Origin of the sequence: Mycobacterium sp. 663a-19 (assembly GCF_035616495.1) — a bacterium.
GTDB lineage: Bacteria > Actinomycetota > Actinomycetes > Mycobacteriales > Mycobacteriaceae > Mycobacterium.
Genome location: NZ_JAPJAV010000009.1, coordinates 1 through 23,740, shown reverse-complemented (window position 1 = coordinate 23,740; position 23,740 = coordinate 1). Strand labels below are relative to the sequence as shown.

Here is a 23,740-nt window from a genome sequence, read left to right as displayed (position 1 = left end):
GACAGCCTCACTCCCAGGGTGGCCTTACCGAACGTCCGTGGACATTACACGCGCCGGGTAGCAATCAGCTGAGTATTCGTGAGAAGACGCAAAAGCCCCCATTTTCGGTCCAAAATGGGGCTTTTGCGACTGCTCGCCGAGGGTGAGTCCGGCGCTACTTGGCCTTCTCGAGGATCTCGACGAGCCGCCAGCGTTTGGTCGCCGACAGCGGACGCGTCTCCATCAGCGCCACCCGGTCCCCGATGCCGGCGGTGCTGTTCTCGTCGTGCGCCTTGACCTTCTTGGTGGTCCGGATGATCTTGCCGTACAGCGGGTGTCGCATCCGGTCTTCGAGCTCGACCACGATGGTCTTCTGCATCTTGTCGCTCACCACGTAACCGATGCGGGTCTTGCGCCGGCCACGCGTCCTCGGGGCGCGCGGGGTGTGCTGGGGGCCCTTGTCTTTCGCCGCGGTTTCCTTCGCGGCGGCCTTCTTGGGGGCGGCCTTCTCGGGCGCCTTGGCCGCCTTCGCGGCCTTGGCGGCGGCCTTCTTAGCTTCTGCCATCACGAATCCTTACCGTCGGGCCCGGAAGCCAGGCCCAGTTCTCGTTCCCGCAGCACGGTGTAGACGCGCGCGATTTCCTGGCGCACCGTGCGCAGCCGGCGGTTGTTGTTGAGCTGTCCCGTCGCCATCTGGAAGCGCAGGTTGAACAGCTCCTCCTTGGATTCGCGCAGGCGCTCGGTCAGCTCCTCGTCGGTGAGCTCACGCAGTTCGCCAGGCGAAATGCCCACTGCCATCAGAACTGATCCTCTCGGGTGACGATGCGTGCCTTGATCGGCAGCTTGTGGATTGCGCGGGTGAGCGCCGCCCGGGCGACCGATTCGTTGGGGTAGCTGAGCTCGAACAGCACCCGACCGGGCTTGACGTTGACCACCCACCACTCCGGCGAGCCCTTACCCGAACCCATTCGGGTTTCCGCGGGCTTCTTGGTCAGCGGGCGGTCCGGGAAGATGTTGATCCACACCTTTCCGCCACGCTTGATGTGCCGGTTGATGGCGATACGGGCGGACTCGATCTGCCGGTTGGTGACGTAGGCGTGCTCGAGGGCCTGGATGCCGTAGTCGCCGAAGTTCACCTGCGTGCCGCCGCTGGCGATGCCGCGCTGGCGGGGATGGTGCTGCTTGCGGTGCTTGACCTTGCGGGGAATCAACATGATTCAGCTCTCCGTGCTCTGCGCTTCAACGGGCGCCGCGGCTTCCGGCGCGGCGGCCTGCTCCTCGCCGCCCGCCGCGCGGCCGGCCTCGGTGCTGGTCGCCGTGGTGCCCGACGCGCCACTGCGCCGCGGACGGGTGCCCGACGGCCGCTCGCGGCGCGGACGCTCGGCGCCCGCCGGTGCGGCGGCGGGCAATTCGCGCTTGCCGCCGACGACGTCGCCCTTGTAGATCCACACCTTCACGCCGATCCGGCCGAAGGTGGTCTTGGCTTCGTAAAGGCCGTAGTCGATGTCGGCGCGCAGGGTGTGCAGGGGCACGCGGCCCTCGCGGTAGAACTCCGAACGGCTCATCTCCGCGCCGCCGAGGCGGCCCGAGCACTGCACCCGGATGCCCTTGACGTTCGGCTGGCGCATCGCCGACTGAATGGCCTTGCGCATCGCGCGGCGGAACGCCACCCGGTTGCTCAGCTGCTCGGCGACGCCCTGGGCCACCAACTGCGCTTGGGACTCAGGGCTTTTCACCTCGAGGATGTTGAGCTGCACCTGCTTGCCGGTCAGCTTCTCCAGGTCGGCGCGGATCCGGTCGGCCTCGGTGCCGCGGCGGCCGATCACGATGCCCGGGCGGGCGGTGTGGATGTCCACCCGGACCCGGTCGCGGGTGCGCTCGATCTCCACGTCGGCGATGCCGGCGCGCTCCAGGCCGGTGGACAGCAGCCGACGGATCGCGACGTCCTCCTTGACGTACTCGGCGTACTGCTTGTCGGCGTACCAGCGCGACTTCCAGTCGGTGGTGATGCCCAGCCGGAAGCCGTGCGGATTGATCTTCTGGCCCACTAGTCTGAGCCTCCCTTCGCTTCAGAAGCCTCAGACGCCTTCGCGGGTGCTTTCTTTGCCGGTGCCTTCTTGGCCGCCGATTTGGCGGGCGCCTTCTTCGCGGCCGCCTTGCTGGCCGGCGCCTTCTTGGCCGGCGCCTTCTTGGCCGGGGCCTTGGCGGCGGCCTTGCTGGCCTCGGCGCGACGCGCCCTGCTCGACTTGGCCGACCGCTGGTCCTTTGCCGGCCGGCTTTCCACCACGACGGTGATGTGGCTGGTGCGCCTGCGGATGCGGAACGCGCGGCCCTGCGCGCGCGGACGGATGCGCTTGGCCGTCGGGCCCTCGTCGGCGTAGACGGTGGCGACCACCAGGGTCGCCGGGTCCAGCCCGTTGTTGTTCTGCGCGTTGGCCGCGGCGCTGGCGATCACCTTGGCGACCGGCTCGCTGGCCGCCTGCGGCGCCCAGCGCAAGATGTCCAGCGCATCGGCCACCGACCGGCCGCGCACCAGGTCGATGACCCGGCGCGCCTTTCTCGGCGACACCCGCACAAACCGTGCCTTGGCGACCGCCGAAGGAAATTCCGTGGTGGTGCTCATCGGCGCTTGGCCTTTCGGTCGTCCTTGATGTGCCCCTTGAAGGTTCGCGTCGGCGCGAACTCACCCAGCTTGTGGCCGACCATCGCCTCGGTGACGAACACCGGGACGTGCTTGCGCCCGTCGTGCACGGCGAACGTGTGGCCGATGAAGTCCGGGATGATCGTGGAACGCCGGGACCAGGTCTTGATGACCTGCTTGGTGTTCTTCTCGTTCTGCGCGTCCACCTTCTTGAGCAGGTGGCCGTCGACGAACGGGCCCTTCTTCAGGCTGCGTGGCATGGCTGGCTACTCCTCTTACCGCGAGTGCTTCTTGCCGGTGCGCCGGCGGCGGACGATGAGCTTGTTGCTCTGTTTGTTCGGATGACGGGTGCGGCCCTCGGGCTGACCCCACGGGCTGACCGGGTGACGGCCACCGGAGGTCTTGCCCTCGCCGCCGCCGTGCGGGTGGTCCACCGGGTTCATGACCACGCCGCGCACGGAGGGACGCTTGCCCTTCCACCGCATGCGACCGGCCTTGCCCCAGTTGATGTTTGCCTGCTCGGCGTTGCCCACCTCGCCGACCGTCGCACGGCAACGCACGTCGACCCGGCGGATCTCGCCGCTGGGCATGCGCAGCGACGCGTAGCTGCCCTCCTTGCCGAGCAGCTGAATGCTCGACCCGGCCGACCGCGCGAGCTTCGCGCCACCGCCCGGGCGCAGCTCCACGGCGTGCACCAGGGTACCGGCCGGGATGTTGCGCAACGGCAGGTTGTTGCCCGGCTTGATGTCGGCGTTGGCGCCCGACTCCACCACGTCACCCTGCGAGAGTCCCAGCGGGGCAATGATGTAGCGCTTCTCGCCGTCCAGGTAGTGAAGCAGCGCAATGTTGGCGGTGCGGTTCGGGTCGTACTCGATGTGGGCGACCTTGGCGTTGACGCCGTCCTTGTCGTTGCGGCGGAAGTCGATCACCCGGTAGGCGCGCTTGTGCCCACCGCCGCGGTGACGGGTGGTGATCCGGCCGTGCGCGTTACGCCCGCCGTGGCCGTGCAGCGGGCGCACCAACGACTTCTCCGGCTCCGACCGGGTGATCTCGGCGAAGTCGGACACGCTGGCGCCGCGACGGCCCGGGGTCGTCGGCTTGTACTTGCGAATTGCCATGTCTAATCAGGTCTTTCTCTCGCGCGCCTAGCTCGGTGCACCGAACAGGTCGATCGGCTTGCTGCCCGGCGCCAGCGTGACGATGGCGCGCTTGGTGTTCTTGCGCTTCCCGTAACCGGTCCGGGTGCGCTTGCGCTTGCCCTGCCTGTTGGCGGTGTTCACCGATGCGACCTTGACCGAGAAGATCTTCTCGACGGCGATCTTGATCTGCGTCTTGTTCGAATCGGGGTGCACCACAAAGGTGTACACGTTGTCGTCAAGCAGCCCGTAGGACTTCTCGGAGATGACCGGGGCCAGGATGATGTCGCGGGGATCGGTGACGGTCGCCATCAGGCCGAAACCTCCTCGGTGCTGGCCGTATTGGTGGCAGTACTGGCGGCTATGTAGGCGTTGAGCGCCTCGACGCTGAACACCACGTCGTCGGAGCGCAACACGTCGTAGGTGTTGAGCTGGTCGGGCGCCAGGACGTGCACACCGGGCAGGTTGCGCACGCTCTTGGCGCCGGCCTCGTCGCTGCGGCCGATGACGACGAGCACCTGCTTGCGCTCGGTCAGGGTGCCCAGAAACGCCTTGGCCTTCTTGGTCGACGGGGCCTGACCCGACACCAGCTCGGTGACCGCGTGGATGCGCCCGTTGCGCGCCCGGTCGGACAGCGCGCCGCGCAGCGCCGCGGCGATCATCTTCTTGGGCGTGCGCTGGCTGTAGTCGCGCGGCTTGGGGCCGTGCACGACGCCACCACCGGTGAACTGCGGGGCCCGCGTCGAGCCCTGCCGGGCTCGCCCGGTTCCCTTCTGCCGGTAGGGCTTGCGGCCCCCGCCGCGGACGTCGCCGCGCGTCTTGGTCGAGTGCGTGCCCTGGCGCGCCGCCGCCCGCTGCGCGGTGACCACCTGGTGCATCAGCGCGATATTGGCCGGCGCATCGAACAATTCGGCGGGCAGCTCGACGGAACCCTCGACCTTGCCGTCCGGCGTCTTGACATCGATCTTCAGGCTCTTGGCGGCCATCACTTCTCACCTCGTTTGATCGCGCTGCGGACCATCACGAGCCCACCGGTGCGCCCGGGGATCGCACCCTTGATCAGCAGCACGCCGTTCTCGGGATCGACCTTGTGCACCAACAGGTTCTGCACGGTCACCCGGTCGTTGCCCATCCGGCCGGCCATCCGGGTGCCCTTGAAAACCCGCGAGGGAGTGGCGCATCCGCCGATGGAACCCGGGCGGCGGTGCACCGCCTGGGCGCCGTGGCTGGCGCCCTGACCGCGAAAGCCGTGCCGCTTCATGGTGCCGGCGAAGCCCTTGCCCTTGGACGTGCCGGTGACGTCGACGTAGGCGCCGTCGGCAAAGATCTCGGCCGTCAACTCCTGACCGACCTCGTATTCGGCCGCAGCGTCCGGGTTGTCCAGGCGCAGCTCGGCCAGGTAGCGGCGCGGGTTGACGCCCGCCGCGGCGTACTGGCCCGTCACCGGCTTGTTGACCTTGCGGGGACTGATCTCCCCGTAGGCCAGCTGCACGGCGCTGTAGCCGTCGCGCTCCGGCGTGCGGATGCGGGTCACCACGTTGGGGCCGGCCTTGACCACCGTCACCGGCACAACCCTGTTGTTCTCGTCGAACACCTGCGTCATGCCCAGCTTGGTACCCAGGATGCCTTTTCTTGCCATCAGTTCTGGATCTCCTACTGGATGTTGACGTCGACGCTGGCCGGAAGGTCGATGCGCATCAGCGCGTCGACGGTCTTCGGCGTGGGGTCGAGGATGTCGATCAACCGCTTGTGGGTCCGCATTTCGAAGTGCTCTCGCGAGTCCTTGTACTTATGCGGGGACCGGATGACGCAATACACGTTCTTCTCGGTCGGCAGCGGCACCGGGCCTACGACGCTGGCACCCGTGCGGACGACGGTCTCGACGATCTTTCGCGCCGATGCGTCGATAGCCTCATGGTCGTAGGCCTTGAGCCTGATGCGGATCTTCTGTCCCGCCACGCTTCTCCTACCCTCACTCCACTCGAGGTCCGTGTCCGGACCTGGTGCCCCCGGCGCGCGGATTCGACCCGCCCCGTCGGGGCCGATCGAGCGTCGCGCCGGATACTGCGCCGCTGTTTACCTGTCGTGGTCCACCGGCCCCCGCGGTCGGGTGTGTCACCCTCACGCAGCCTTGGCGCGCCCATTTCAGGGCCGAAATTGGTCGCGTTCCAAGGATGGGACCGGACGCGCCCGGTTGGGCGCTGGTCGTATGCCCGGCCAGGCCTAAACCCGGCGCAAGACAACCTGAACAGTATGCCTGACGACCGCGGCCCGTTCAAAATTTGGGGCCAAATCTCCGGCAAACCTCAGCGGGGTCAGGCGCCGGCGGTTTCGGTGGTCGCCGCGGCGGCCCTGTTCTGCGCACGCTGAACGTGCAGGAAGCCGTCGACGGCGGCGCGCGCACACTCGCGGTAGTCGAAATCCGGCAGGGTGGACAGGCGCCCCAGCACCAGCGGGCCGATCAGCAACGCGATGGCGCGCGATCGGTCGACCTCCCCCAGCTCGGCGGCGGCCTCCGGGCTGTCGAACACGGCGTCGAACGGGGCCGCGTACTGCGCGGCGATACGTTCGCGCAACGTGGTGATCGAGGCGCTGTCGGTGGTCCGGTTGCGGCGCGGTTCCGGCATCTCCTCGAGGTCGCGACCGAGGGCCAACCACGACATGGCGGTCATGACCGCCGGCGCCTGGGCCACCGCCTCGGCCTGGGCCAGCACGAGCGCGATCAGCCGATCCCGCAGCGAGCCCTCGGCCGGCGGCGTCGGCGACGGCGGTATGAGGCTGTTGAACGCCGCCGCCAGCAAATCGTTACCGCTCGGGAAGTGGCGATACAGGGTGGCCCTGGCCACGTTGGCGCTGCGCGTGACCGCATCGACGGTCACCGCGCTGGGACCCCCGGAGCGCAGCAGCGCCGCCGCGGCTTCGAGCAAACGGGCCCGGGACCGCGCCGGCCGGGGATCGGTACTCCCCTCGGTAATTGTGAGCCACCTCCCTGTTCGAGCCTGTTTGAAAACGAGACTATTGGTCTATCTACGAGACGGTTAGTCTCAAAATTCCGCTACGCCGCCACAAGGAGGCGCATCCCATGGTCGAAACCCTTTTCCGGCCCGACCAGCGTACTGATCCGAGAAGCATCGGCGGTAGCCCCCGGGCCCGAGCCTGGACGCTGGCTGTGGCGTGCATGGGTGTGGCACTGGTCGTCGCGTCGATGACGGCGTTGAACACCGCGCTGGGAGACCTCGCGGTGGCCACCTCGGCCACGCAGACGCAGCTGACCTGGGTAGTGGACGGATACACCCTGGCGCTGGCCTGCCTGCTGCTGCCGGCCGGGGCCATCGGCGACCGCTACGGCAGGCGGGGCGCGCTGCTCGCCGGCCTGCTGGCGTTTGCGGTCGGCTCGGCCGCGCCGGCGATTCTGCACGACCCGCTGCAGATCATCGCGGGGCGGGCGGTGGCCGGGGTCGGCGCCGCGCTGGTGATGCCCGCGACGCTGTCGCTGCTCACCGTGGGCTACCCGAAAGAGGATCGGATGAAGGCCGTCGGCTGGTGGGCCGGCACGGCCGGTTCCGGCGGGGTGCTCGGCATGCTCGGTTCGGGCCTGCTGCTTCGCTTTTGGGACTGGCACGCCATCTTCTGGTCGCTGGGCGTCGCGGGGCTGGTGATCTTCGCCCTCGGCTGCACGGTGTCGTCGTCACGCGAAACCGACGCTCCCCGAGTCGATTGGCCGGGCGCGGTCCTCATCGGTGCGGCGGTGGCGGTCGCGGTGTTCGCCATCCTGGACGCGCCCAACCGGGGCTGGAGCGATCCGCTGGTGTGGGGCGGACTCGTCACCGGTGCCGTCCTCGCGGTGGTGTTCGGCGTTGTCGAACTGCACGAGCGACACCCACTTCTGGACGTTCGACTGTTCGCCGACCCCAATTTCGCCACCGGGGTCGCGGCGATCGTCATCCTGTTCGGCGCGACGTTCGGCTTCTTCTTCGTCGGCATGCAGTACGTGCAGCAGATCATGGGCTACTCGGCGCTGACGACGGCGCTCGCCTTCGGTCCGTTCATGGTGCCGCTGGGCATCTGCTCGGCGCTGTCTTTCTGGTACGTGCCGAAGTTGGGCCTGCGGCTGGTGCTGTTCGTCGGCACGCTGTTGATGGCCGCCGGCTTCGGGTGCATGTACTGGTTGGACCTGCATTCGACGTATGCCGAATTCGCCTGGCCGACATTGATACTGGCCACGGGGATCGGAATATGCACCGCGCCGACGACTTCGGCGATCATGGGGGCGGTTCCCGACGAGAAGCAGGGCGTCGCCTCCGCGGTGAACGACACCTCGCGGGAGATGGGCGGGGCGCTGGGAATCGCGGTGGCCGGCTCCATCCTGGCCGGACGCTATTCCCATGAGCTCGCGCCGAAGCTCGCGGACTTCCCCGCGCCGGTCCGCGGGCCGGCGACCGATTCGCTGGCCAAGGCGGTCGAGGTGGCCGGCCGGCTCGGGCCGCGGGGGACCCAGCTGGCCGAGGTCAGCAAGGCCGCGTTCCTCGCCGCCATGCACGCCTCCACGATCGCGATGGCGGCGATCGTCGCCGTCGCCGCGGTGTTGATCGGGCTGTGGGCTCCCGGACGCGACGGCCAACAGCTGCGCCCGGTGCGCCGGCTCCTTTCCCGCCGCGGTTAGCCGCCGGGCCGTCCCCGGCCGCAGACCCCAAAGCCGGTGCGACAGAACAACAACTGTCCCGCAGACACTTGAAACGATCTGCTTGTTCTGGTATCAGAAATGTATATCGACACGTGCAGATCATCTCGCAGGATGAGGTGGATGTGATGTTGATAGACGTCGAACCGGTGTGCCCGGCGGTGATCGAGGCGGCGGCGATCGTGGAGGCCGAGTGGATCCGCCTGAGGCGCTCGAGCGCGCCGGTTCAGCACCCACCTGTGAGCTTCCCGCAGGCCGACGGGATCGGCGCCGAGTCCGCACGGCGGTCACCGCCAAGCCGGCGCGCCGCTCCCCGTCAATCGCCCGCGACCGGCTGCGGCCGCGCTGGCCGCCCGGCGCGGTGTGGGCCCGGGAGCGTTCACCTCCGAATCGGAAGTGAACGCAGCCAACGGTATTCACCGGAGGAGGTGATCGCAGAGGGCAATCGAGACGACAACACCGCAAGAGGCCGTCGTGCCGTCCACAAATATTGCGACGCATCGTTCGCGCTGACGCATTGTTGCGCGCGCATCGCCACTTGTCGTGGCCGTCTACGTGGACCGCACGAACGGCCCTCCCAATCAGCTCAACACGAACCCGGCCGCCCGGTGCCCGAGCATCACAATCGTTGCGTGCGGTCCACGGCTGGTGACCGTGGGCAGGACGGAGCCGTCGATCACCCACAGGTTCTCGATGCTGCGGACCCGGCACCGATGGTCGACCACGGCCCGCGGGTCGCCCTCGACGCCCATCGGGGCGCTGGCGCACAGGTGCTGGCAGGTCGACCACACCGGCGAGCCGACATGCGTTGCCGCGCCCGCCAATTCGCGGGCAAGCTCGCTGCCCCGGCGCAGCGCGGCGACGTCGTCGGGCTCGCTGTCGTAGCGATGCTCGATCCGCGGCGGGCGGTCGGGGTCGGGCGACACCAGGGTGATTCGCCCGCGGGCCCGCGGCCGCATGAGGGCGACCCCGATGTGCGGCCAATCCGGGTGGCCCGCGGTGCCGTCGCCCGTCATCGCGACGAAACCGCCCGTGTACGGCCTGATCTCGAGGCCGTCGGCGGTCGTCAGCACGACCTCGACCACGGGCCGGCCGGCGGCCACGGCCCAGTTGGTCGGCAACACCCATTCCGGGTGGTCGCTGCAGAACATCCCCACCGGCAGCGGCGCCACCACCGGCACGCCGACGGTGCGCAACATCGACTCGTCGCCGACGCCGGACAGCATCAGCAGGTGCGCGGACTGAATCGCGCCGGCACACAACACGATTCGATCGGTGTCGAGGGTGACGGGGCCGTCCGGTCCGATCGCCTCCACGCCCACCACGCGGGCGCGGGAGAAACGAAGCCGCGCGGCCCGCGTGCCCGCAAGCAATGTCAGGTTCGGCCGCCCCAGCGCGGGCATCAGATATCCCGCCCCCGACCCGATCCGGATTCCGTCGACGATGTTCAGCGGCACCGCGCCCACACCCGAGACGAGCTCCGGCCCACAGTCATTGAGGTCGGCGATCCAGGAGAACCCCGAACGCTCGGCCGCGGCGATGAAACGTTCGGTGGTGCCGGTCATTTCGTGCGTGCGGCGCACCAGGATGGGACCGCTGTCGCCGTGGGCGGGACCGTCGAAATCCAGGTCCGTCTCGATGGCGCGGAAGTGCCCCAGTACATCGGACCACGACCAGCCGGGCAGCGCGGCGCGCTCGAAATCGCAAGGCACCGCGCGGCAGAAGTAGCCGCCGTTGATCGCCCCCGAACCGCCGACCGTCGATCCGCGGACGATCGGCAGCTGCAGACCGTGGCGATCGGTGAGCCGGGTCAGGTACCGGTGCGCCAGCGGGCTGCCGACCCCGATCGGCAGCTGCAACCCGTTGGTGGTCTGCGCCAGCAACTCCGGGTCGGTGAGCGCGGGTCCCGCCTCCAGGACGGTCACGGCGCAGCCGGGGTCGGCGGAAAGACGTTCGGCGACAACCGATCCAGCACTCCCAGCGCCGACTATCAGCACGTCGCTGTGCGAGACGGCTTTACTCACGGCGGCGTCAAGGCGGCGGCTAACTCCTGATCTGCGGCTTGAGCGGGCGCAGGTTGCGTTCGCGCACCACACCCCACCACAGCCCCAGGCCGTAGGCCAGGTCGTCGACGCGCTTGAGCAGCATGTAGGTCAGCAGGCCGATCGGCTCGGCGTCGTCGCCGGTGGCATCCCGGCGGCCGAGCCAGTCCACCACGCCGTCCATGACGGCCGCGACCAGCACGACCCGCCTGCAGTGCCGCGACACGATGGCGGCCAGCAACGCCACGGGCCAGTAGTGCCGGCACAGGGCCGACGCCAGTTGCAGGGCGGCCGCCCACAGGCCGCGGGCGGCGATCACCAGCACATCGTCGAGCGAGGTCTCGGCGGTGCGCATGGCCCGGGCGATCCGCCGGCCCGTCAGGACCGCGACGGCGATCGACGCCAGCCGGGAAAGGCTGGTCCCCAGGGCCATGAGTATCCACGCCGTCAGCGCCCAGCCGGATATCACCACCGGCGCCGTCTTGTCCGGGTGGCGCACCGACAGCGGGGCTGCCGAGCCACCGTAAAAAGCCTTGCGCGCCAGCCAATCCCGCAGTTCGGTGCGATGATCGTGGGCGACCAGGGCGATCGGCTCGTAGCGCAGCCGGGCGCCCGCCTCGATGAGCCGCCAGCACAGGTCGACGTCCTCGCCGGACTGCATGGTCTCGTCGAACCCGCCGACATCGCGGATCGCCGAGCGGCGACAGATGATCGCCGCACTGGGCACATAGGACACCGTGCTGTGGGGCAACACCGGCGCCTCGCGCTCCCCGAGGTCCAACGACGAGTGCACCGCCTCGTAGCGGGCCACCGGGTTCTCGCTGTGCGACAGGCCGACGATGCGCGGCGCGACCAGGGCGACGGTGGGGTCGCAGAAGTGACCGAGCAGGGCCTCCAGCCAACCCCGGCGGGGCGAGACGTCGGAGTCCAGGAACGCGACGAAGTCGGTGTTGCAGGCCGCCAGCCCGGTGTTGCGGGCCGCCGCCGGACCCTTGCTGTACGGGTGGCGCAGCACCTCGACGTCGCAGTGCGCGCCGACGAAGTCTTCCGCCTCGATGGCCGGCGAGGAGCCGTCGTCGACGACGATGACGCGCAGTCCGCGCAGCGAGCTCACCAGGCGACGCACGCCGGAAAGGTTGTCCCGCACCGGGATTACCACGGTCACGTCACGATGCGACGGCCCGCCCGCGGGTCGCGGGTGGGCCACCGTGGCGTCCAGCAGGGTGCGCGCCAGTTGGGCGCTGACGTCGTCGCGAACCTTGAGCCGGCCATCGGCGAGCATGTCCTGCGCGGCGGGGGCCAGCTTCAGCAGGCGGGTCGGTGAGCCACCGAGCAGGGCCGAGCCGTCGCCGAGCACCCGCACGCGGCGATCGACCTGAACGGCGAACCCGTCCGGCAGTCGGGCGGCGGTCACGTCAGCATCCCGTCGGATCCGGGCGACCAGCGGACCACTCCGCGCACACACCCGTCGACCATCTCGGCCAGAATGCGCTTGCCCTCGGCCGCCGTCGCGGTCGTCGGGTCCCCCAAGACGCCCACCCGGCTGACCGCGGCCACTCCCCCGCGGCGCATCGGCCCGAGCAACTCAGGCAACGGCGCCCGATTGCCGGGCAGCCACCGGTCGGTCAGCACGACGGTCGGCGAGATGTGGAGCAACAGCGACGTTTCGGTGTGGCCGGCATGGGCGTCACCGCACGCGGCGGTGCACGGGCACCATGCGGCATCGCGGCCCTCGGCGCGCAGCCTGGCCACCGCGCTCCGCACCGCGCCGACGTTGCCGCCGTGACCGTTGACGAAGACCAATCGCCGGGCCCAGCACGCGGCTGACCTGCCATACTCCAGCAGCAGCAGCGTCAGGGCCTCGGTGCCGATGGAGATCGTTCCGGCGAAACTCTGGTGCTCGCCGCTGGCGCCGTAGGCGATGGCCGGCGCCACCAACCATTCCTGCTCGAGACGGGTGGCGGCCCCCCGGGCGACCGCGGTCGCGATCCTCGTGTCGGTGTCCAACGGCAGGTGCGGCCCGTGTTGCTCGGTCGATCCCAGCGGGATCATTATCGACGGCGAGGTGCTCAATAGCTGGCTCGACGTCGCAGTTCCCAATTCGCCGAGTACGGGCACTGGCTGATGGTAGGACGAATTCACCTGGCGTGCACCAATTGTTGAACCTTCAAAGGAAATTTTTTCGCGGCCGTTCATCAAATAGTCAAATTCCGACCCGTCCGTCACGGAAGCCACGTCGGTACCAATTGTCGTGGCCGTTGATTTTTGCTCGACCCGTTATCGGGGAAAGCCGCCCGACTTGACCCGGAATGGGGCTAGGCCTCGCCCGCGGCGGGAGCGGGGGGCACGCCGATCGCCCGGGCGAAACCGGCCGGCACCAGAATGTCGTCCGGGCTCAGCTCGTGCACCGAGGAGCGCCCCAGACCCGCCAGCGCCGAGTCGATGCCGCCGCGCAGAATGTCGAGGACGTTTTCGACGCCGGCTTGGCCGGCCGCCGCAAGGCCCCACAGATACGCGCGGCCGATCATCACCGCGCGCGCCCCCAGTGCCACCGCCTTGACGACGTCGCCGCCGCGCCGCACGCCCCCGTCCAGCAACACCTCGACCTGGTCCCCGACCGCCGCCGCCACCGCGGGCAGGGCACGGATCGACGCGGGCGTGCCGTCGAGGTTGTTGCCGCCGTGATTGGACACCGAGATCGCCGAAACACCGGCATCCACAGCCCTTTTCGCGTCGTCGACGCGCATCACACCCTTGAGCATGAACGGTCCGCCCCACAGTTCCCGCAGCCAGGCGATGTCGTCCCAGGTCGGCGGCGGGGTCGACATCCACTCCCCGTAGGCGGCGAAGAACGGTGGGCCGGGCTCGCCGCAGCGGCCCTGGTTCGGCACCCGCAGCTCCGGAGGCCGCAGCGTCTTGCCGAACTTCCACAGCCAGCGCGGCCGCACGATCGCCTCCGGGGACAGCCGCAGGAAGGTCCGCAGGTTCATCTCCTCGGGAATCTTCGGACTGCCCCAGTCCCGGCCGTGCGAGAACGTCCAGTCGGTGGTGACGATCAGCCCGACCGCGCCGGCCCGACGCGCCCGTTCCACCCGCTCGGCGATCGCGTCTCGCCCACCCAGCCAGTACACCTGGAAGAAGACTTTGGGATTTGCGGCGATGACGTCCTCGATCGGTTTGCTGGCGAACGAGGACAGCCCCATCGCGGTCCCCCGCGCCGCCGCCGCCCGCGCGACGGCGACCTCACCGTCCGGGTCGACGGCCTGCACGCCGGTCGGCGAGATGATCACCGGCAGCGAGATCTCTTGTCCCATAACGGTGGTCGACTGATCGCGCTTCTCCTGCGCACCGATGACGTGCGGGGCAAAGCCCAGCTCGCTGAAGGCTTCAACATTGTCGGAGACCGTAATTCCTTTTTCGCTCGCTGAAATCAGCGAGGAATAAACGGATTTTGGTAATCGCCGCTTGGCGCGTTGCTGCGCGATCGCGACCGTTTCAAACCATTCATCGGCCATTGTCTACAGCGGACTTTCATTGCAAAGGCGCGCCGGCGGTTGCTGCGGCGGGCGTACGGACAGTGTCAGCGGCACCGGTCGGCGGACCCGCTGCCCGCGCGAGTGGTCGGCCCGGGGCCGCGGCGTCTCGCGTTGGTTGGCCAGCGCGGAGGCGCTGTGCCCCTGGACGCACTCGGGATCCGGGCCGTCCAGCGGCAGGCCGGTGAAGAATTTGGCCGCCATGCACCCGCCACGGCAACTGTCGTAGTGCCCGCAGCTGCCGCACGCGCCGGCCGACTGCGGCTCGCGCAGCTCGCGAAACAGCGGGGCGTTCTTCCAGACGTTGGCGAAGCCAGTCCCAAAACCTGAGTCGGACAACACGTTTCCCGCCAGGAAACGGTCGTGAATGGCGAACGGGCAGGCGTACACGTCGCCCACCGGGTCGATCAGGCAGACCACCCGGCCGGCGCCGCACATGTTGAGGCCGGCCAGCGCGCCGGAGGAGCCGAGCGGCGCCAGGTGGAAGAAGGAGTCACCGGTGAGCACCCGCTCCCCCTTGGCCACCAGCCAGTCGTAGAGCTCAACCTGCTGCGCGGCGGTGGGATGCAGCTCGTCCCAGACGTCCGCGCCCCGCCCCGACGGGCGCAGCCGGGTGATCCGCAGGGTGGCACCGTAACGGCTCGCCAATGCGGCGAATTCGTCGAGCTGACCGACGTTGTGCCGGGTGGCCACGACGGAGATCTTCGGCCCGCCGTTTTGCGAGAAGCCCGCCGCGGCCAGGTTCTCCAGCGCCCGCACCGCCATGGCGAAGGACCCCGGACCGCGAACCGCGTCGTTGACCTCGGCGGTGGCGCCGTCGAGCGAAATCTGGACATCGACGTAGTCGCTGGCCGCCAACCGCACGGCGACCTCGGGCGTGATCCGGACGCCGTTGGTCGAGAACTTTACGCCGACGTGGTGGGCGGTGGCGTAATCGACGAGTTCCCAAAAGTCCGGGCGCACAGTGGGTTCCCCGCCGCCGATGTTGACGTAGAACACCTGCATGCGTTCCAGCTCGTCGATGATGTCCATGCATTGGCGGGTCGACAGCTCGCGCGGGTCCCGTTTGCCCGACGAGGACAGGCAGTGCACACAGGCGAGGTTGCATGCGTACGTCAGCTCCCAGGTCAGGCAGATGGGCGCGTCCAGCCCGCGCTCGAACTGCTCGACAAGGCGCGGAACCTTGGCCGGAACGGGCACTGTCATTGCGCCTCCTGAGGCACCAGCATGTTGGATTCGGCGAGCACACCCAGCGCGTGCAGATACGGCTGCTGCCCCGCGGCGTCCACGCCGGCAGCGCGGAACGCCGAGGCGACGTCCGGGTGGTCGCCCAGTGACCGCACCACCTCGAGGATGGTGCGGTTCTTCAGGAAGGACAGCTTGCGGGTGCCGAAGTGATACAGCAGCGCGCCGAACGGTTCGGGCCGAACCGCCACCTGTGGGTGCAACCGCCAGCCACGGTCGGGGTCGAGCACGGGCGTCAGTAGACCCCGCACATTCCGTCGATGGACACCTCTTCGACCAGGGTCTCGGTAACGAGCTCGGTGTCAGTTTCGGTTTCGCGGTCGGTCTCGCGGTCCATATGGATTGCCTCCCGTCGGGTCTCGACAACGATGGTCGATCTTGTCACAATCGTCGTCAGAATATGGCATCGAGTGCCGAAATGGAAGGGCGGGTCTGATGCTGCCGCAGTCGCGGGTGGGCCGGCGCCGCTCGACGACACCGCACCACATCACCGACGTCGCCATCGAGTTGTTCGCCGCGCGCGGCTTCGCCGAGGTGAGCGTCGACGACGTCGCCCATGCCGCCGGCATCTCCCGCCGCACGCTCTTTCGCTATTACGCGTCCAAGAACGCCATCCCGTGGGGCGAGTTCGACGCCCACCTCGCGCACCTACGGGAGCTGCTCGACAACGTCGACCCGCGGGTACCACTGGGCGCGGCGCTGCGCTCGGCGCTGTTGGCGTTCAACACTTTTGACGAGTCCGAGACCGCGCGGCACCGCAAGCGCATGCGGGTCATCCTGCAAACCCCCGAACTGCAAGCCTATTCGATGACGATGTACGCCGGCTGGCGCGAGGTGATCGCCGAATTCGTGGCCCGGCGCTCGGGCGCCAAGACGAGCGACCTGCTGCCCCAGACCGTGGCGTGGACCATGCTGGGCGTCGCGCTGTCGGCCTACGAGCACTGGCTGGGCGACGAGTCCCTGCCCTTGCCCACCGCGCTGGGCAACGCCTTCGACGTCGTCGGCAAAGGCCTGGAGAGACTGCGGCGGTGAGTGGCGCCGCGCACCTGGTGCACACCCTGCGGGCGCAGGGCGCATTCTGCGGAGCGTCGGGCTCGCCGATGTACGACGAGCTGTGCGGGCTGGTGGCCGCCGACGTCGAAGCCCGCGGGGTCTTCGCGAGCATCCTGTCCGGCCGCGAAGACGCCCCGTCGCGCGAGGCCGTGCCGCTTCGGCTGCTGGGCGGCCTGCACCGGCTGGTGCTCGACGGGCGGGCGCCGGGGTTGCGCCGCTGGTATCCCAGCGCCGGCGGCGCCTGGGACGCCGACTCGGCGTGGCCCGAGATCGTGCGGGCCGCGGCCGAGCACGCGGACGCGCTGCGCGAGGCGCTGGGCCGGCCACCGCAAACCAACGAGGTGGGCCGGTCGGCCGCGCTGATCGGCGGCCTGCTGCGGCTGGATCGCGGATTCGGTTTGCCGGTAATGCTTTTCGAGGTCGGGTGCAGCGCCGGGCTGAACCTGCGCGCCGACCACTACCGCTACCACCACGCCGGCGGCGGCTGGGGGCCGGACGATTCGCCGGTGACGATCGGCGATGCCTGGCGCGGCCGGCTGCCGCCGCAGGGCGCGGTGCGGATCGCGGAGCGGCACGGATACGACATCGCGCCGATCGACGTCACTGGGACCGACGGGGAGTTGACCGTGTTGAGCTACGTCTGGCCCGACCAGGCCGCCCGGCTGGATCGGCTGCGCGGCGCCATCGAGGTCGCCCGCCGGGTGCCCGCGCGGCTGCACCGCCGGCGGGCCGGCGACGCGGTCGGCGGCCTGACGCTGGCCGACGGCGCGCTGACGGTGCTGTGGCATTCGATCACCTGGCAGTACCTTTCCGCCGAGGAACGCGCCGCGGTTCGCGACGGCGTCGACGCCCTCGGCGCGCGGGCCGAGGCCTCCGCACCGTTCGCCCACCTCACCCTGGAACCCGCGCGCGAGGGACCCGGCGCGCCCGTCAAGTTCCTCGTGCGGGCCCGCCGCTGGCCCGGCGGCGACCTGGAGGTTCTGGCCGAGTGCCATCCGCACGGCCCGCCGGTGAACTGGCAGTAGATCGTCGCGCATCCGGCGGCGGCCGCAGATGCGCGACCATCGCCTCGACCTGCTTGCGGTCGAGCACGACGATGGACCCGTCCGGGAGACCGAGGATCCGGTCCGTCGCGATGCCGTGCAGCTTGAGGCGCGTCACCGCGTCGTCGATCGCCTTGCGTCGCGATTTCGCGTCGGGCGCGTCGAGCACCTTGACGAGCTTCGTCTGCATGGTCGCGGCGAAACCCTGAATCATGGCGCCGACACCCTCGGGATCGAAGGTGTCGAACACCCCGTCGTTCACCCCCTGGGTGATGACCTCGGTGAGGACCGGCCGGAACAGGTCCTCCCAGATCGTGGTGATTCTTCTGAACAGGGCCTGGTTTTCGGGCTTCAGCAGTGCCGTCATCGCCGCGATCTGTTCGGGGGCACCCATGGCCATCTTGACCCGGTAGCTCGCCGCAAGCCCGGCGTTGAGGCGTTCCAGCGCGTTCTTGCCGGGCGCGGCGAAGACCGGGCGCAACGCCTCGAATGCCTGCGCGGCGCTGCGTTGGGCAAGCGCGGTGACGAGTGCCTCCTTGGACGGAAAGTAGTGGTAGAAAGCGCCTTTCGAGGTGCCCGATGCGGCGAGCAGGTCGTTGAGGCTGACGTTCTCGTAACCGCGTTCGAGGAACAGCGACAGCGCCAGGTCGAGCACCTCAGCCTGCCGGACGTCCTTGCGTTTGACGACGCGTGCCATCGCGATGGCGGGTCAGTTCGCCTTCTTCACCCACCCCACGTACGTCAGATACAGACCGCACAGCGCGAGCAACCCGAATCCGGCCCGCACGACGCCGACGCTGGAGCCCGATGTCTGGGTGGCGGATTGGGCCGCATCGGTGACCAGTTGCGGCGCGGCGAGCAACGCGAAACCGCGCAGCAGCAGGAACCAGCCGAACAGCGAGATGATCACGGCGGCGGCGCTGCGCCAATACTGGTGGAACGCGACGACGAACAGGCCGCAGAAGAACAGCAGGGCGCCCAGCACCCACGGCCACATCGGATCTTTCGAGAAGCTGGACAGCTGATTCCCGACGCTGCCGGCCCTGACCGCGACGATCGCGGGAACGACGGCGATGAACGGTCCGAGCACGCGCGCGAACGAACGGGTGCGCTGCGAGCGATCGATGACGGGTGTGCTCATGGGGCGGCTCCTTTTTAGACCAGTGGTCTAAAGTTTAGACCGATGGTCTAAAGATTGTCGATTTTTATCGCCAACCCCCGTCGGAGTTCGCCCCGCCGCGACGACGATAGGGGTGTGAGCGCCGCAGCGGACGACCGATCCGATCATCCGCTGCTGGCGCTGTACGACGAGGCGTTGCCGGTGGTGTACGGGTACTTCGTCCGGCGCTGCGCCGACACCGGCGCGGCGGAGGACCTGACGTCGGAGACCTTCCTGGCGGCCATGGACGCCGCCCGCAGGGGCGATACGCCGACGATCTCGGTCCCGTGGCTGCTCGGCGTGGCACGGCACAAGCTGGCGGACCACTACCGGCGCGGTGCGCGCCGGGCGACCGTGCCCGTCGCCGAGCCGCCGGAACCCGACGCCGCCGGCGCCGACGACTGGGACGCCGAGCTGGATCGCATGATCGCCGAGGCCGTGCTGGCCCGGTTGGCCGAGCCCCACCGCACGGTGCTCGTGCTGCGGTACATGGACGACTGCTCGGTTCCCGAGTGCGCCGAGCTGATCGGCCGCACCGTCCACGCCACCGAAGCGCTCCTGGTCCGGGCCCGGCGCGCCTTCAAACAGCACTATCCGGAAGGAGGCACCTCGTGAGTCGGCATGACCAATCGGACCCACTGAGCGTGCTGCGCGCCGATGACCTTCCGGTGCAACCCGATCCGGTGTTCGCGGTCCGGCTGCGCCGCCGGCTGCAATCCGCGCTGTCCCTACCGGAAGGAGTCGTCATGAGCGGCACCGCCAGTGCCATCTCCGAGTTGACCGAACCGCCTGCAGCCCAGCGGGATCCACGCCCGGCCGCGCTGCCCTACCTGAGTGTGGCGAATGCGCGGGCCGCGATCGCCTGGTACACCGACGCTTTCGGCGCGGCGGTGGTCGGTGAACCGATCGTGATGGACGACGGGCGAATCGGTCACGCCGAGCTGGCGATCGCGAACGGCGTGCTGTACCTGGCCGACGAGTATCCCGAGCTCGGGCTCAAAGCGCCTGCGCCCGGCTCGGTTTCGGTCAGCCTGATGCTGCACGTCGACGACACCGACGCGGCGCTGCGCAAGGCGCGCGGACACGGCGCCACCGTGCAGCGCGAGGTCTACGAGAGCCATGGATCGCGCAACGCCACCGTCATCGACCCGTTCGGCCACCGCTGGATGCTGTCCGGCCCGACGGGCGCACCGGCCGACGTCATCCGGCACGGCGACATCGGCTACGTCTCGGTGTGGGTCCCCGACGCCGACCGCGCGGCCGCCTTCTACGGTCACGTGCTGGGTTGGGCATACGATCCGGCGACCCACCGGGTCACGAATGCCGAACTGCCGACCGGGATTTCGGCCAGCACCGAACCGCCCACCCTGTTCTGCTGCTATGCCGTCGACGACGTGCGGGCTGCTCGTGCGGCGATAGCCGGGGCCGGCGGAGTCCCGGGTGAAATCCGGCACACCGATTACGGCACCGTGCTGGACGCCACCGACCCGCAGGGAATGGCGTTCGCGGTGTACGAGCCGGCGGCCCGGCAAAAGCGCCCGGCGCTCAACGGATCCGGGCCCGGCGAGCTGTCGTATGTCACCTACCAGGTGCCCGACTCCGCGAGCTTCCGCGATTTCTACGGCCGGGTGCTGGGATGGACGTTCGAACCCGGCCGCGTCGGCGACGGCTGGCAGGTGGTGGGGCCACACCCGATGGCCGGGGCCGCCGGGGGCAGCCGGCACCCGGCCACGGTGCCGATGTGGACCGTCGCGGACATCGACGCGGCCGTCGCCCGGGTCGCCGAGGCGGGCGGCACCGTGCTGGCCGAACCGGCGCGCCAGCCGTATGGCGTCTCCGCCGAATGCGCGGACGATCAGGGCGCGCGCTTTTACCTGGGCCAGCTTTAGGCGGGGTTCAGCATCTCCGAGATGGGTGTGGCGTCGGCGATCTTGCGGCGGACCTTCATCACCTTGCCGGGCATCCCGCCGCCCACCACGCCGACCATCACCCCGGCGCGCTCGTAGTAGGCCAGGAACTTGCGGCCGTCGTCCTCGACCAGGTGCACGATGTCGGTGGCCTCGGGTTCGCCCAGACACTGGATCTTGATGTCGTATTGGTCGCTCCAAAAGTACGGCACGACCACGGCCGACGGCACGTCCTGGCCCAGCATCGCCGGCACCACCACCCGGGCCTGGTCGGCGACGTTGCTCCAATGTTCCACGCGCGCTTGGTGTCCCGTCGTATCGCGCCACGACGCGACGTCACCCAGCGCCCACACCCTGGGCGCGCTGGTGCGTCCGGCCTCGTCGCAGATGACCCCGTTGTCGACCTCGACGCCGCTGCCCTCGAGCCAGTCGGTGGCCGGTCGCGACCCGATGCCGACCACCACCAGGTCGGCGGGCAGTTCGGTGCCGTCGGTGAGCACCACGGTGTCGACGTGGCCGTCGCCGCGGACCTCGGCCACGCTGACACCGAGACGGACGTCGACGCCCTCGCCGCGGTGCAGCCGCGCCACCAGCTCGCCGATCTGCTCGCCGAGCACGGACGCCAGCGGCGTCGGCTGCGGCTCCACCAACACGACCTCGACGCCCAGGGTGCGCAGGCTGGCCGCGACCTCGCAGCCGATGAAGCCGGCACCGACCACCACGGCCCGCCGCGCCTGCGACGCGTGCTGGCGCAGCGCCATGCTCTCGTCGAAAGACCGCAGCACCCGGATGCCCTCGAGATCCGGGAAGGCCGGGATGCGCCGCGGCACCAGGCCCGTGGCGATGACGAGCTCGTCGTAGCCGAGTTTCGTCCCGTCGTCGAGGGTCAGGGTCTGCGCGGCGGTGTCGAGACGGGTGGCGGCCGAGCCCAGTCGCAGCGTGATGTCGTTCTCGTCGTACCAGTCACGCGGTTTGAGTGCGACGTCGTCGACCTCCTTGCGCAGCACTTCCTTGGACAACGGCGGGCGATCGTAGGGCAGATGCACCTCGTCGCTGACGATGGTGATGCGACCGGAGTACTCGGATCGACGCAGTTGCTCCGCCGTCCGGGCGGCGGCGAGACCGCCGCCGACGATCACGATGCCCTTTTCAGAGCCCTTTTCAGTCACGTGGTGTTCTTACCACGGTCGGCGGTCAGTACTTCAAGGCGCCCTTGTCGACGGGGATCTGGGTGCCCGACAGGGTGCCCGAGCCGTCGCCGGCGAGCCACACCACGACGTCGGATACCTCGTCGGACGTCATGAAACCCTTGTACTGCAACGGCATTGGCGGGAAGCTGTGCACGAAGCGGGGATGCTTGGCGAATATTTCGGTCATCGCCTCCGGCTCGATCATCGGGGTGTCGACCGAGTAGGGGTGGATGGAGTTGACCCGGATGTGGTATTCGCCGAGCTCGATCGCCAGGGTGTTGGTCAGCGCGGTCAGCCCGTGCTTGCTGGCCGCGTAATGGCCGTTGCCGGGCGTCGCCTTGATGCCCGCCGAGCTGCTGACGACGATGATGGAACCGCCGTTGCCGGCCTCGATCATCGCCGGGATCGCGGCGCGCAGGGTGCGCCAGGTCCCGGTCAGGTTGATCCCGATGACCGTGTCCCACTGCTCATCGGTGAGTTCCCAGACCCTGCCCCAGCCCAGCACGCCGGCGTTGGCGACCAGAATGTCGAGGCGGCCGAATTGTTCGACCCCGTCGGCCACCAACTGCCGCAGCGCGGCGTCGTCGCGGATGTCCGCCTCGCGGGCCAGCACCTTGCGCCCCTCGGCTTCCACCAGGCGGACCGTCTCGGTCAGGTCCTCGGGGGTGGCCGGCGTGTAGGTCAGGGTGTCCGACGCCGGCGCGCAGATGTCGAGCGCGATGATGTCGGCGCCCTCGCGGGCGAGCCGCACCGCATGCGACCGCCCCTGGGCGCGGGCGGCGCCGGTGACGAACGCCACCCGGCCTTGCAGTGATCCAACCCGTTCAGTCACCAGGACAGGCTAGCAGTGAAACTGGAACGTGTTCTAACTCGCCGGGGGTTCAGATTTCGGAGATGATCTGGGCCCGCCGGGTGTTGTACTCCTGGTCGTTCAGCGCGCCGGTGGCCCGCAGCTTGTCGAGCTCGGAGAGCCGGTCGGCGATCGAAGCGTGCGGCGGTGGCGGAGGAGCCGGCGCGCCCGCCCCCGCGGGCTGTGGCTGCTGTTCGGCCGCCCGGCGCACCACGGCCTGGATCTGCTGGCGCAACACCGGGTTCGACCGGATGTCGACCATCCGGTTGAGCGGCACGTTGTTGGCCTTGAGGATCTGCAGGATCTCCATCAGCGGACCGGCCTGCCCGCTCAGGTCGTAGGTCCTGTTGTCTTCGGCCAGGGTGAATTGCGCGGGCACCAGCCCGTTGACCAAAGCGCTTCGCTCCCAGTCGATTCGGTATTCCTGGGTGGTCGGGTTGACCAACACCACGACTTTGCGGGCGTTCAGGTTGCCGAGCCGGGTGACGTTGGCGGTCACCCGGTCTTCGCTGTCGAACGGCAGGAACCCGGGCCCCGAGATGTGCAGCTGCAGCTTGACGACCTGCTGATTGTTGACCCACATTCCCGTCTCGGTGACCCCGGTGATCTGGGCGAGCGCCAACACCCCGTTCTGCTCGAGCTCGGCGTTCTTGGCCGACGATTTGGCGCCGTAGTTGGCCAACGCCAGCGCCACCAGCACGTCGGCGACGGTGATGAGCAGACCGACGTAAAACATCCAGCTCAGTAGGTCTTTGAACCCCAGCGTGAAGTAGACGATCAAGAAGATCGGCCCAACCAGGCCGCCACACAGCAAAACCAACAACTGGGCCTTCAGGTAGCGCGCAAACACCCGTCTCTCCTCGCCTTGCTGGGAACCCGTGTCAGATTAGCGCCCGCGGTCCCCCCGCGAGCGTCATACGTGCAAACCGGTGTCCGGGTGTGTCACGCCGGCGCATTGTGCGCCGGCTGCCCCGTGAAGGACCCCGCTGCCCCCGCCGCCGGGGAGATGACGCGTTTCGCCGGGACGGCCGCGGTGGCCGCCGCCGACGCCGCCAGCGGTGTCGGCATCGCGGACGCGGGAGACATGCCCTGCGTTTCGGCTTCCGGTGCGGCGGCGGGCTGGGTGCTGTGCACGAGCGTCGCCTGCGTAGTGGCGTGAGCTTCGGGCTGCACCGCCGCCACCGGCGTCGCGGCGGGTGCCAGCGGCCCCGTTGCGGCCGGGCCCGCCGCTCCCATCGCCGCCAGCGGCGCACCGGCCGCCGGGCTCGCCGCCGCCGGGGT

Annotated in this window: 28 protein-coding genes and 2 pseudogenes; 5 read left to right on the top strand and 25 right to left on the bottom strand. The window is 69.2% G+C overall.

What is annotated here, in order from left to right; translation table 11 throughout:
• Positions 1 to 154 precede the first annotated feature (154 nt).
• The 12 genes from rpsQ to OQ968_RS16800 form a co-directional block, all read right to left on the bottom strand.
• Positions 155 to 547 (bottom strand): 30S ribosomal protein S17, encoded by a 393-nt coding sequence (gene rpsQ, locus OQ968_RS16855; RefSeq protein WP_324679866.1) that lies wholly within the window; start codon positions 545 to 547, stop codon positions 155 to 157.
• Positions 544 to 777, bottom strand: a complete 234-nt coding sequence (rpmC, locus tag OQ968_RS16850) for a 50S ribosomal protein L29 (RefSeq protein ID WP_324679864.1) — start codon at positions 775 to 777, stop codon at positions 544 to 546. Before rpmC ends, rpsQ begins: the two co-directional genes overlap by 4 nt.
• Positions 777 to 1,193, bottom strand: coding sequence for a 50S ribosomal protein L16 (gene rplP, locus OQ968_RS16845; protein ID WP_324679862.1), 417 nt, complete (start codon positions 1,191 to 1,193; stop codon positions 777 to 779). Before rplP ends, rpmC begins: the two co-directional genes overlap by 1 nt.
• A gap of 3 nt (positions 1,194 to 1,196) precedes the next feature.
• Entirely contained in the window at positions 1,197 to 2,027 is an 831-nt protein-coding gene (gene rpsC / locus OQ968_RS16840) for a 30S ribosomal protein S3 (RefSeq protein WP_324679859.1), read from the bottom strand.
• Positions 2,027 to 2,602, bottom strand: a complete 576-nt coding sequence (gene rplV / locus OQ968_RS16835; protein WP_324679857.1) for a 50S ribosomal protein L22 — start codon at positions 2,600 to 2,602, stop codon at positions 2,027 to 2,029. Before rplV ends, rpsC begins: the two co-directional genes overlap by 1 nt.
• Positions 2,599 to 2,880 (bottom strand): 30S ribosomal protein S19, encoded by a 282-nt coding sequence (gene rpsS, locus OQ968_RS16830; protein ID WP_003873514.1) that lies wholly within the window; start codon positions 2,878 to 2,880, stop codon positions 2,599 to 2,601. The genes rplV and rpsS overlap by 4 nt, the downstream gene beginning before the upstream one ends.
• A gap of 15 nt (positions 2,881 to 2,895) precedes the next feature.
• Positions 2,896 to 3,738 (bottom strand): 50S ribosomal protein L2, encoded by an 843-nt coding sequence (rplB, locus tag OQ968_RS16825; protein WP_324679853.1) that lies wholly within the window; start codon positions 3,736 to 3,738, stop codon positions 2,896 to 2,898.
• 27 nt (positions 3,739 to 3,765) lie between these two features.
• A complete protein-coding gene (gene rplW / locus OQ968_RS16820) occupies positions 3,766 to 4,068 on the bottom strand; it encodes a 50S ribosomal protein L23 (protein ID WP_324679852.1) in 303 nt (100 codons plus the stop codon).
• Positions 4,068 to 4,742: a 50S ribosomal protein L4 gene (gene rplD, locus OQ968_RS16815; RefSeq protein ID WP_324679851.1), complete on the bottom strand. Its 675-nt coding sequence runs from the start codon at positions 4,740 to 4,742 to the stop codon at positions 4,068 to 4,070. Before rplD ends, rplW begins: the two co-directional genes overlap by 1 nt.
• Positions 4,742 to 5,395, bottom strand: a complete 654-nt coding sequence (rplC, locus tag OQ968_RS16810; protein ID WP_324679850.1) for a 50S ribosomal protein L3 — start codon at positions 5,393 to 5,395, stop codon at positions 4,742 to 4,744. Before rplC ends, rplD begins: the two co-directional genes overlap by 1 nt.
• A gap of 14 nt (positions 5,396 to 5,409) precedes the next feature.
• On the bottom strand, positions 5,410 to 5,715 hold the full coding sequence (gene rpsJ, locus OQ968_RS16805; RefSeq protein ID WP_003873519.1) for a 30S ribosomal protein S10: 306 nt from the start codon (positions 5,713 to 5,715) through the stop codon (positions 5,410 to 5,412).
• Between the two features lie 356 nt (positions 5,716 to 6,071).
• Positions 6,072 to 6,683 carry a helix-turn-helix domain-containing protein gene (locus OQ968_RS16800; protein ID WP_324679839.1) on the bottom strand — a complete coding sequence of 204 codons (612 nt, stop codon included), beginning with the start codon at positions 6,681 to 6,683 and terminating at the stop codon, positions 6,072 to 6,074.
• Between the two features lie 155 nt (positions 6,684 to 6,838).
• On the opposite strand from OQ968_RS16800, the gene OQ968_RS16795 reads away from it, so the two are divergent.
• A complete protein-coding gene (locus OQ968_RS16795; protein ID WP_420715937.1) occupies positions 6,839 to 8,419 on the top strand; it encodes an MFS transporter in 1,581 nt (526 codons plus the stop codon).
• 599 nt (positions 8,420 to 9,018) lie between these two features.
• Here OQ968_RS16795 and mftG read toward each other — a convergent pair.
• The 7 genes from mftG to mftA all read right to left on the bottom strand — a co-directional run bounded on the left by mftG (position 9,019) and on the right by mftA (position 15,594).
• On the bottom strand, positions 9,019 to 10,461 hold the full coding sequence (gene mftG / locus OQ968_RS16790) for a mycofactocin system GMC family oxidoreductase MftG (RefSeq protein WP_324679835.1): 1,443 nt from the start codon (positions 10,459 to 10,461) through the stop codon (positions 9,019 to 9,021).
• Between the two features lie 19 nt (positions 10,462 to 10,480).
• Positions 10,481 to 11,893: a mycofactocin biosynthesis glycosyltransferase MftF gene (gene mftF / locus OQ968_RS16785; RefSeq protein ID WP_324679832.1), complete on the bottom strand. Its 1,413-nt coding sequence runs from the start codon at positions 11,891 to 11,893 to the stop codon at positions 10,481 to 10,483.
• Positions 11,890 to 12,621, bottom strand: a complete 732-nt coding sequence (gene mftE, locus OQ968_RS16780; protein WP_324679830.1) for a mycofactocin biosynthesis peptidyl-dipeptidase MftE — start codon at positions 12,619 to 12,621, stop codon at positions 11,890 to 11,892. The genes mftF and mftE overlap by 4 nt, the downstream gene beginning before the upstream one ends.
• Positions 12,622 to 12,794: 173 nt before the next feature.
• Complete coding sequence (gene mftD / locus OQ968_RS16775) at positions 12,795 to 13,994, bottom strand: pre-mycofactocin synthase MftD (protein ID WP_324679829.1); 1,200 nt, start codon at positions 13,992 to 13,994, stop codon at positions 12,795 to 12,797.
• A 3-nt stretch (positions 13,995 to 13,997) separates the two neighbouring features.
• Positions 13,998 to 15,218 (bottom strand): mycofactocin radical SAM maturase, encoded by a 1,221-nt coding sequence (mftC, locus tag OQ968_RS16770; RefSeq protein ID WP_324679826.1) that lies wholly within the window; start codon positions 15,216 to 15,218, stop codon positions 13,998 to 14,000.
• Complete coding sequence (gene mftB, locus OQ968_RS16765) at positions 15,215 to 15,487, bottom strand: mycofactocin biosynthesis chaperone MftB (RefSeq protein ID WP_324679824.1); 273 nt, start codon at positions 15,485 to 15,487, stop codon at positions 15,215 to 15,217. Before mftB ends, mftC begins: the two co-directional genes overlap by 4 nt.
• 5 nt (positions 15,488 to 15,492) lie before the next feature.
• Positions 15,493 to 15,594, bottom strand: a complete 102-nt coding sequence (mftA, locus tag OQ968_RS16760; protein ID WP_324679822.1) for a mycofactocin precursor MftA — start codon at positions 15,592 to 15,594, stop codon at positions 15,493 to 15,495.
• A gap of 98 nt (positions 15,595 to 15,692) precedes the next feature.
• Here mftA and mftR point away from each other — a divergent pair, with 98 nt between their 5' ends.
• Together mftR and OQ968_RS16750 are read left to right on the top strand one after the other, a co-directional pair.
• Positions 15,693 to 16,289, top strand: a complete 597-nt coding sequence (gene mftR, locus OQ968_RS16755; protein WP_324679820.1) for a mycofactocin system transcriptional regulator — start codon at positions 15,693 to 15,695, stop codon at positions 16,287 to 16,289.
• Positions 16,286 to 17,335 carry a DUF2332 domain-containing protein gene (locus tag OQ968_RS16750; protein WP_324679819.1) on the top strand — a complete coding sequence of 350 codons (1,050 nt, stop codon included), beginning with the start codon at positions 16,286 to 16,288 and terminating at the stop codon, positions 17,333 to 17,335. Before mftR ends, OQ968_RS16750 begins: the two co-directional genes overlap by 4 nt.
• A gap of 25 nt (positions 17,336 to 17,360) precedes the next feature.
• On the opposite strand, the pseudogene OQ968_RS16745 reads toward OQ968_RS16750, so the two are convergent.
• Positions 17,361 to 18,050: pseudogene (locus OQ968_RS16745) on the bottom strand (TetR/AcrR family transcriptional regulator); the annotation flags it as partial.
• Between the two features lie 12 nt (positions 18,051 to 18,062).
• Positions 18,063 to 18,494 carry a hypothetical protein gene (locus OQ968_RS16740; protein ID WP_324679816.1) on the bottom strand — a complete coding sequence of 144 codons (432 nt, stop codon included), beginning with the start codon at positions 18,492 to 18,494 and terminating at the stop codon, positions 18,063 to 18,065.
• A gap of 114 nt (positions 18,495 to 18,608) precedes the next feature.
• Here OQ968_RS16740 and OQ968_RS16735 point away from each other — a divergent pair, with 114 nt between their 5' ends.
• The gene (locus tag OQ968_RS16735) at positions 18,609 to 19,127 is read left to right on the top strand and encodes a sigma-70 family RNA polymerase sigma factor (protein ID WP_324679814.1); all 519 of its coding nucleotides are present in this window, start codon (positions 18,609 to 18,611) and stop codon (positions 19,125 to 19,127) included.
• Positions 19,124 to 20,401: a VOC family protein gene (locus tag OQ968_RS16730; RefSeq protein WP_324679812.1), complete on the top strand. Its 1,278-nt coding sequence runs from the start codon at positions 19,124 to 19,126 to the stop codon at positions 20,399 to 20,401. The genes OQ968_RS16735 and OQ968_RS16730 overlap by 4 nt, the downstream gene beginning before the upstream one ends.
• Here OQ968_RS16730 and OQ968_RS16725 read toward each other — a convergent pair.
• From OQ968_RS16725 to OQ968_RS16710, 4 genes and pseudogenes are all read right to left on the bottom strand, one after another.
• On the bottom strand, positions 20,398 to 21,588 hold the full coding sequence (locus OQ968_RS16725; RefSeq protein ID WP_324679810.1) for an FAD-dependent oxidoreductase: 1,191 nt from the start codon (positions 21,586 to 21,588) through the stop codon (positions 20,398 to 20,400). The genes OQ968_RS16730 and OQ968_RS16725 overlap by 4 nt on opposite strands.
• Before the next feature lie 25 nt (positions 21,589 to 21,613).
• Positions 21,614 to 22,441 (bottom strand): mycofactocin-coupled SDR family oxidoreductase, encoded by an 828-nt coding sequence (locus OQ968_RS16720; RefSeq protein WP_324679808.1) that lies wholly within the window; start codon positions 22,439 to 22,441, stop codon positions 21,614 to 21,616.
• Between the two features lie 49 nt (positions 22,442 to 22,490).
• On the bottom strand, positions 22,491 to 23,309 hold the full coding sequence (locus OQ968_RS16715; RefSeq protein WP_324679806.1) for an SHOCT domain-containing protein: 819 nt from the start codon (positions 23,307 to 23,309) through the stop codon (positions 22,491 to 22,493).
• 92 nt (positions 23,310 to 23,401) lie between these two features.
• Positions 23,402 to 23,740: pseudogene (locus OQ968_RS16710) on the bottom strand (hypothetical protein); the annotation flags it as partial.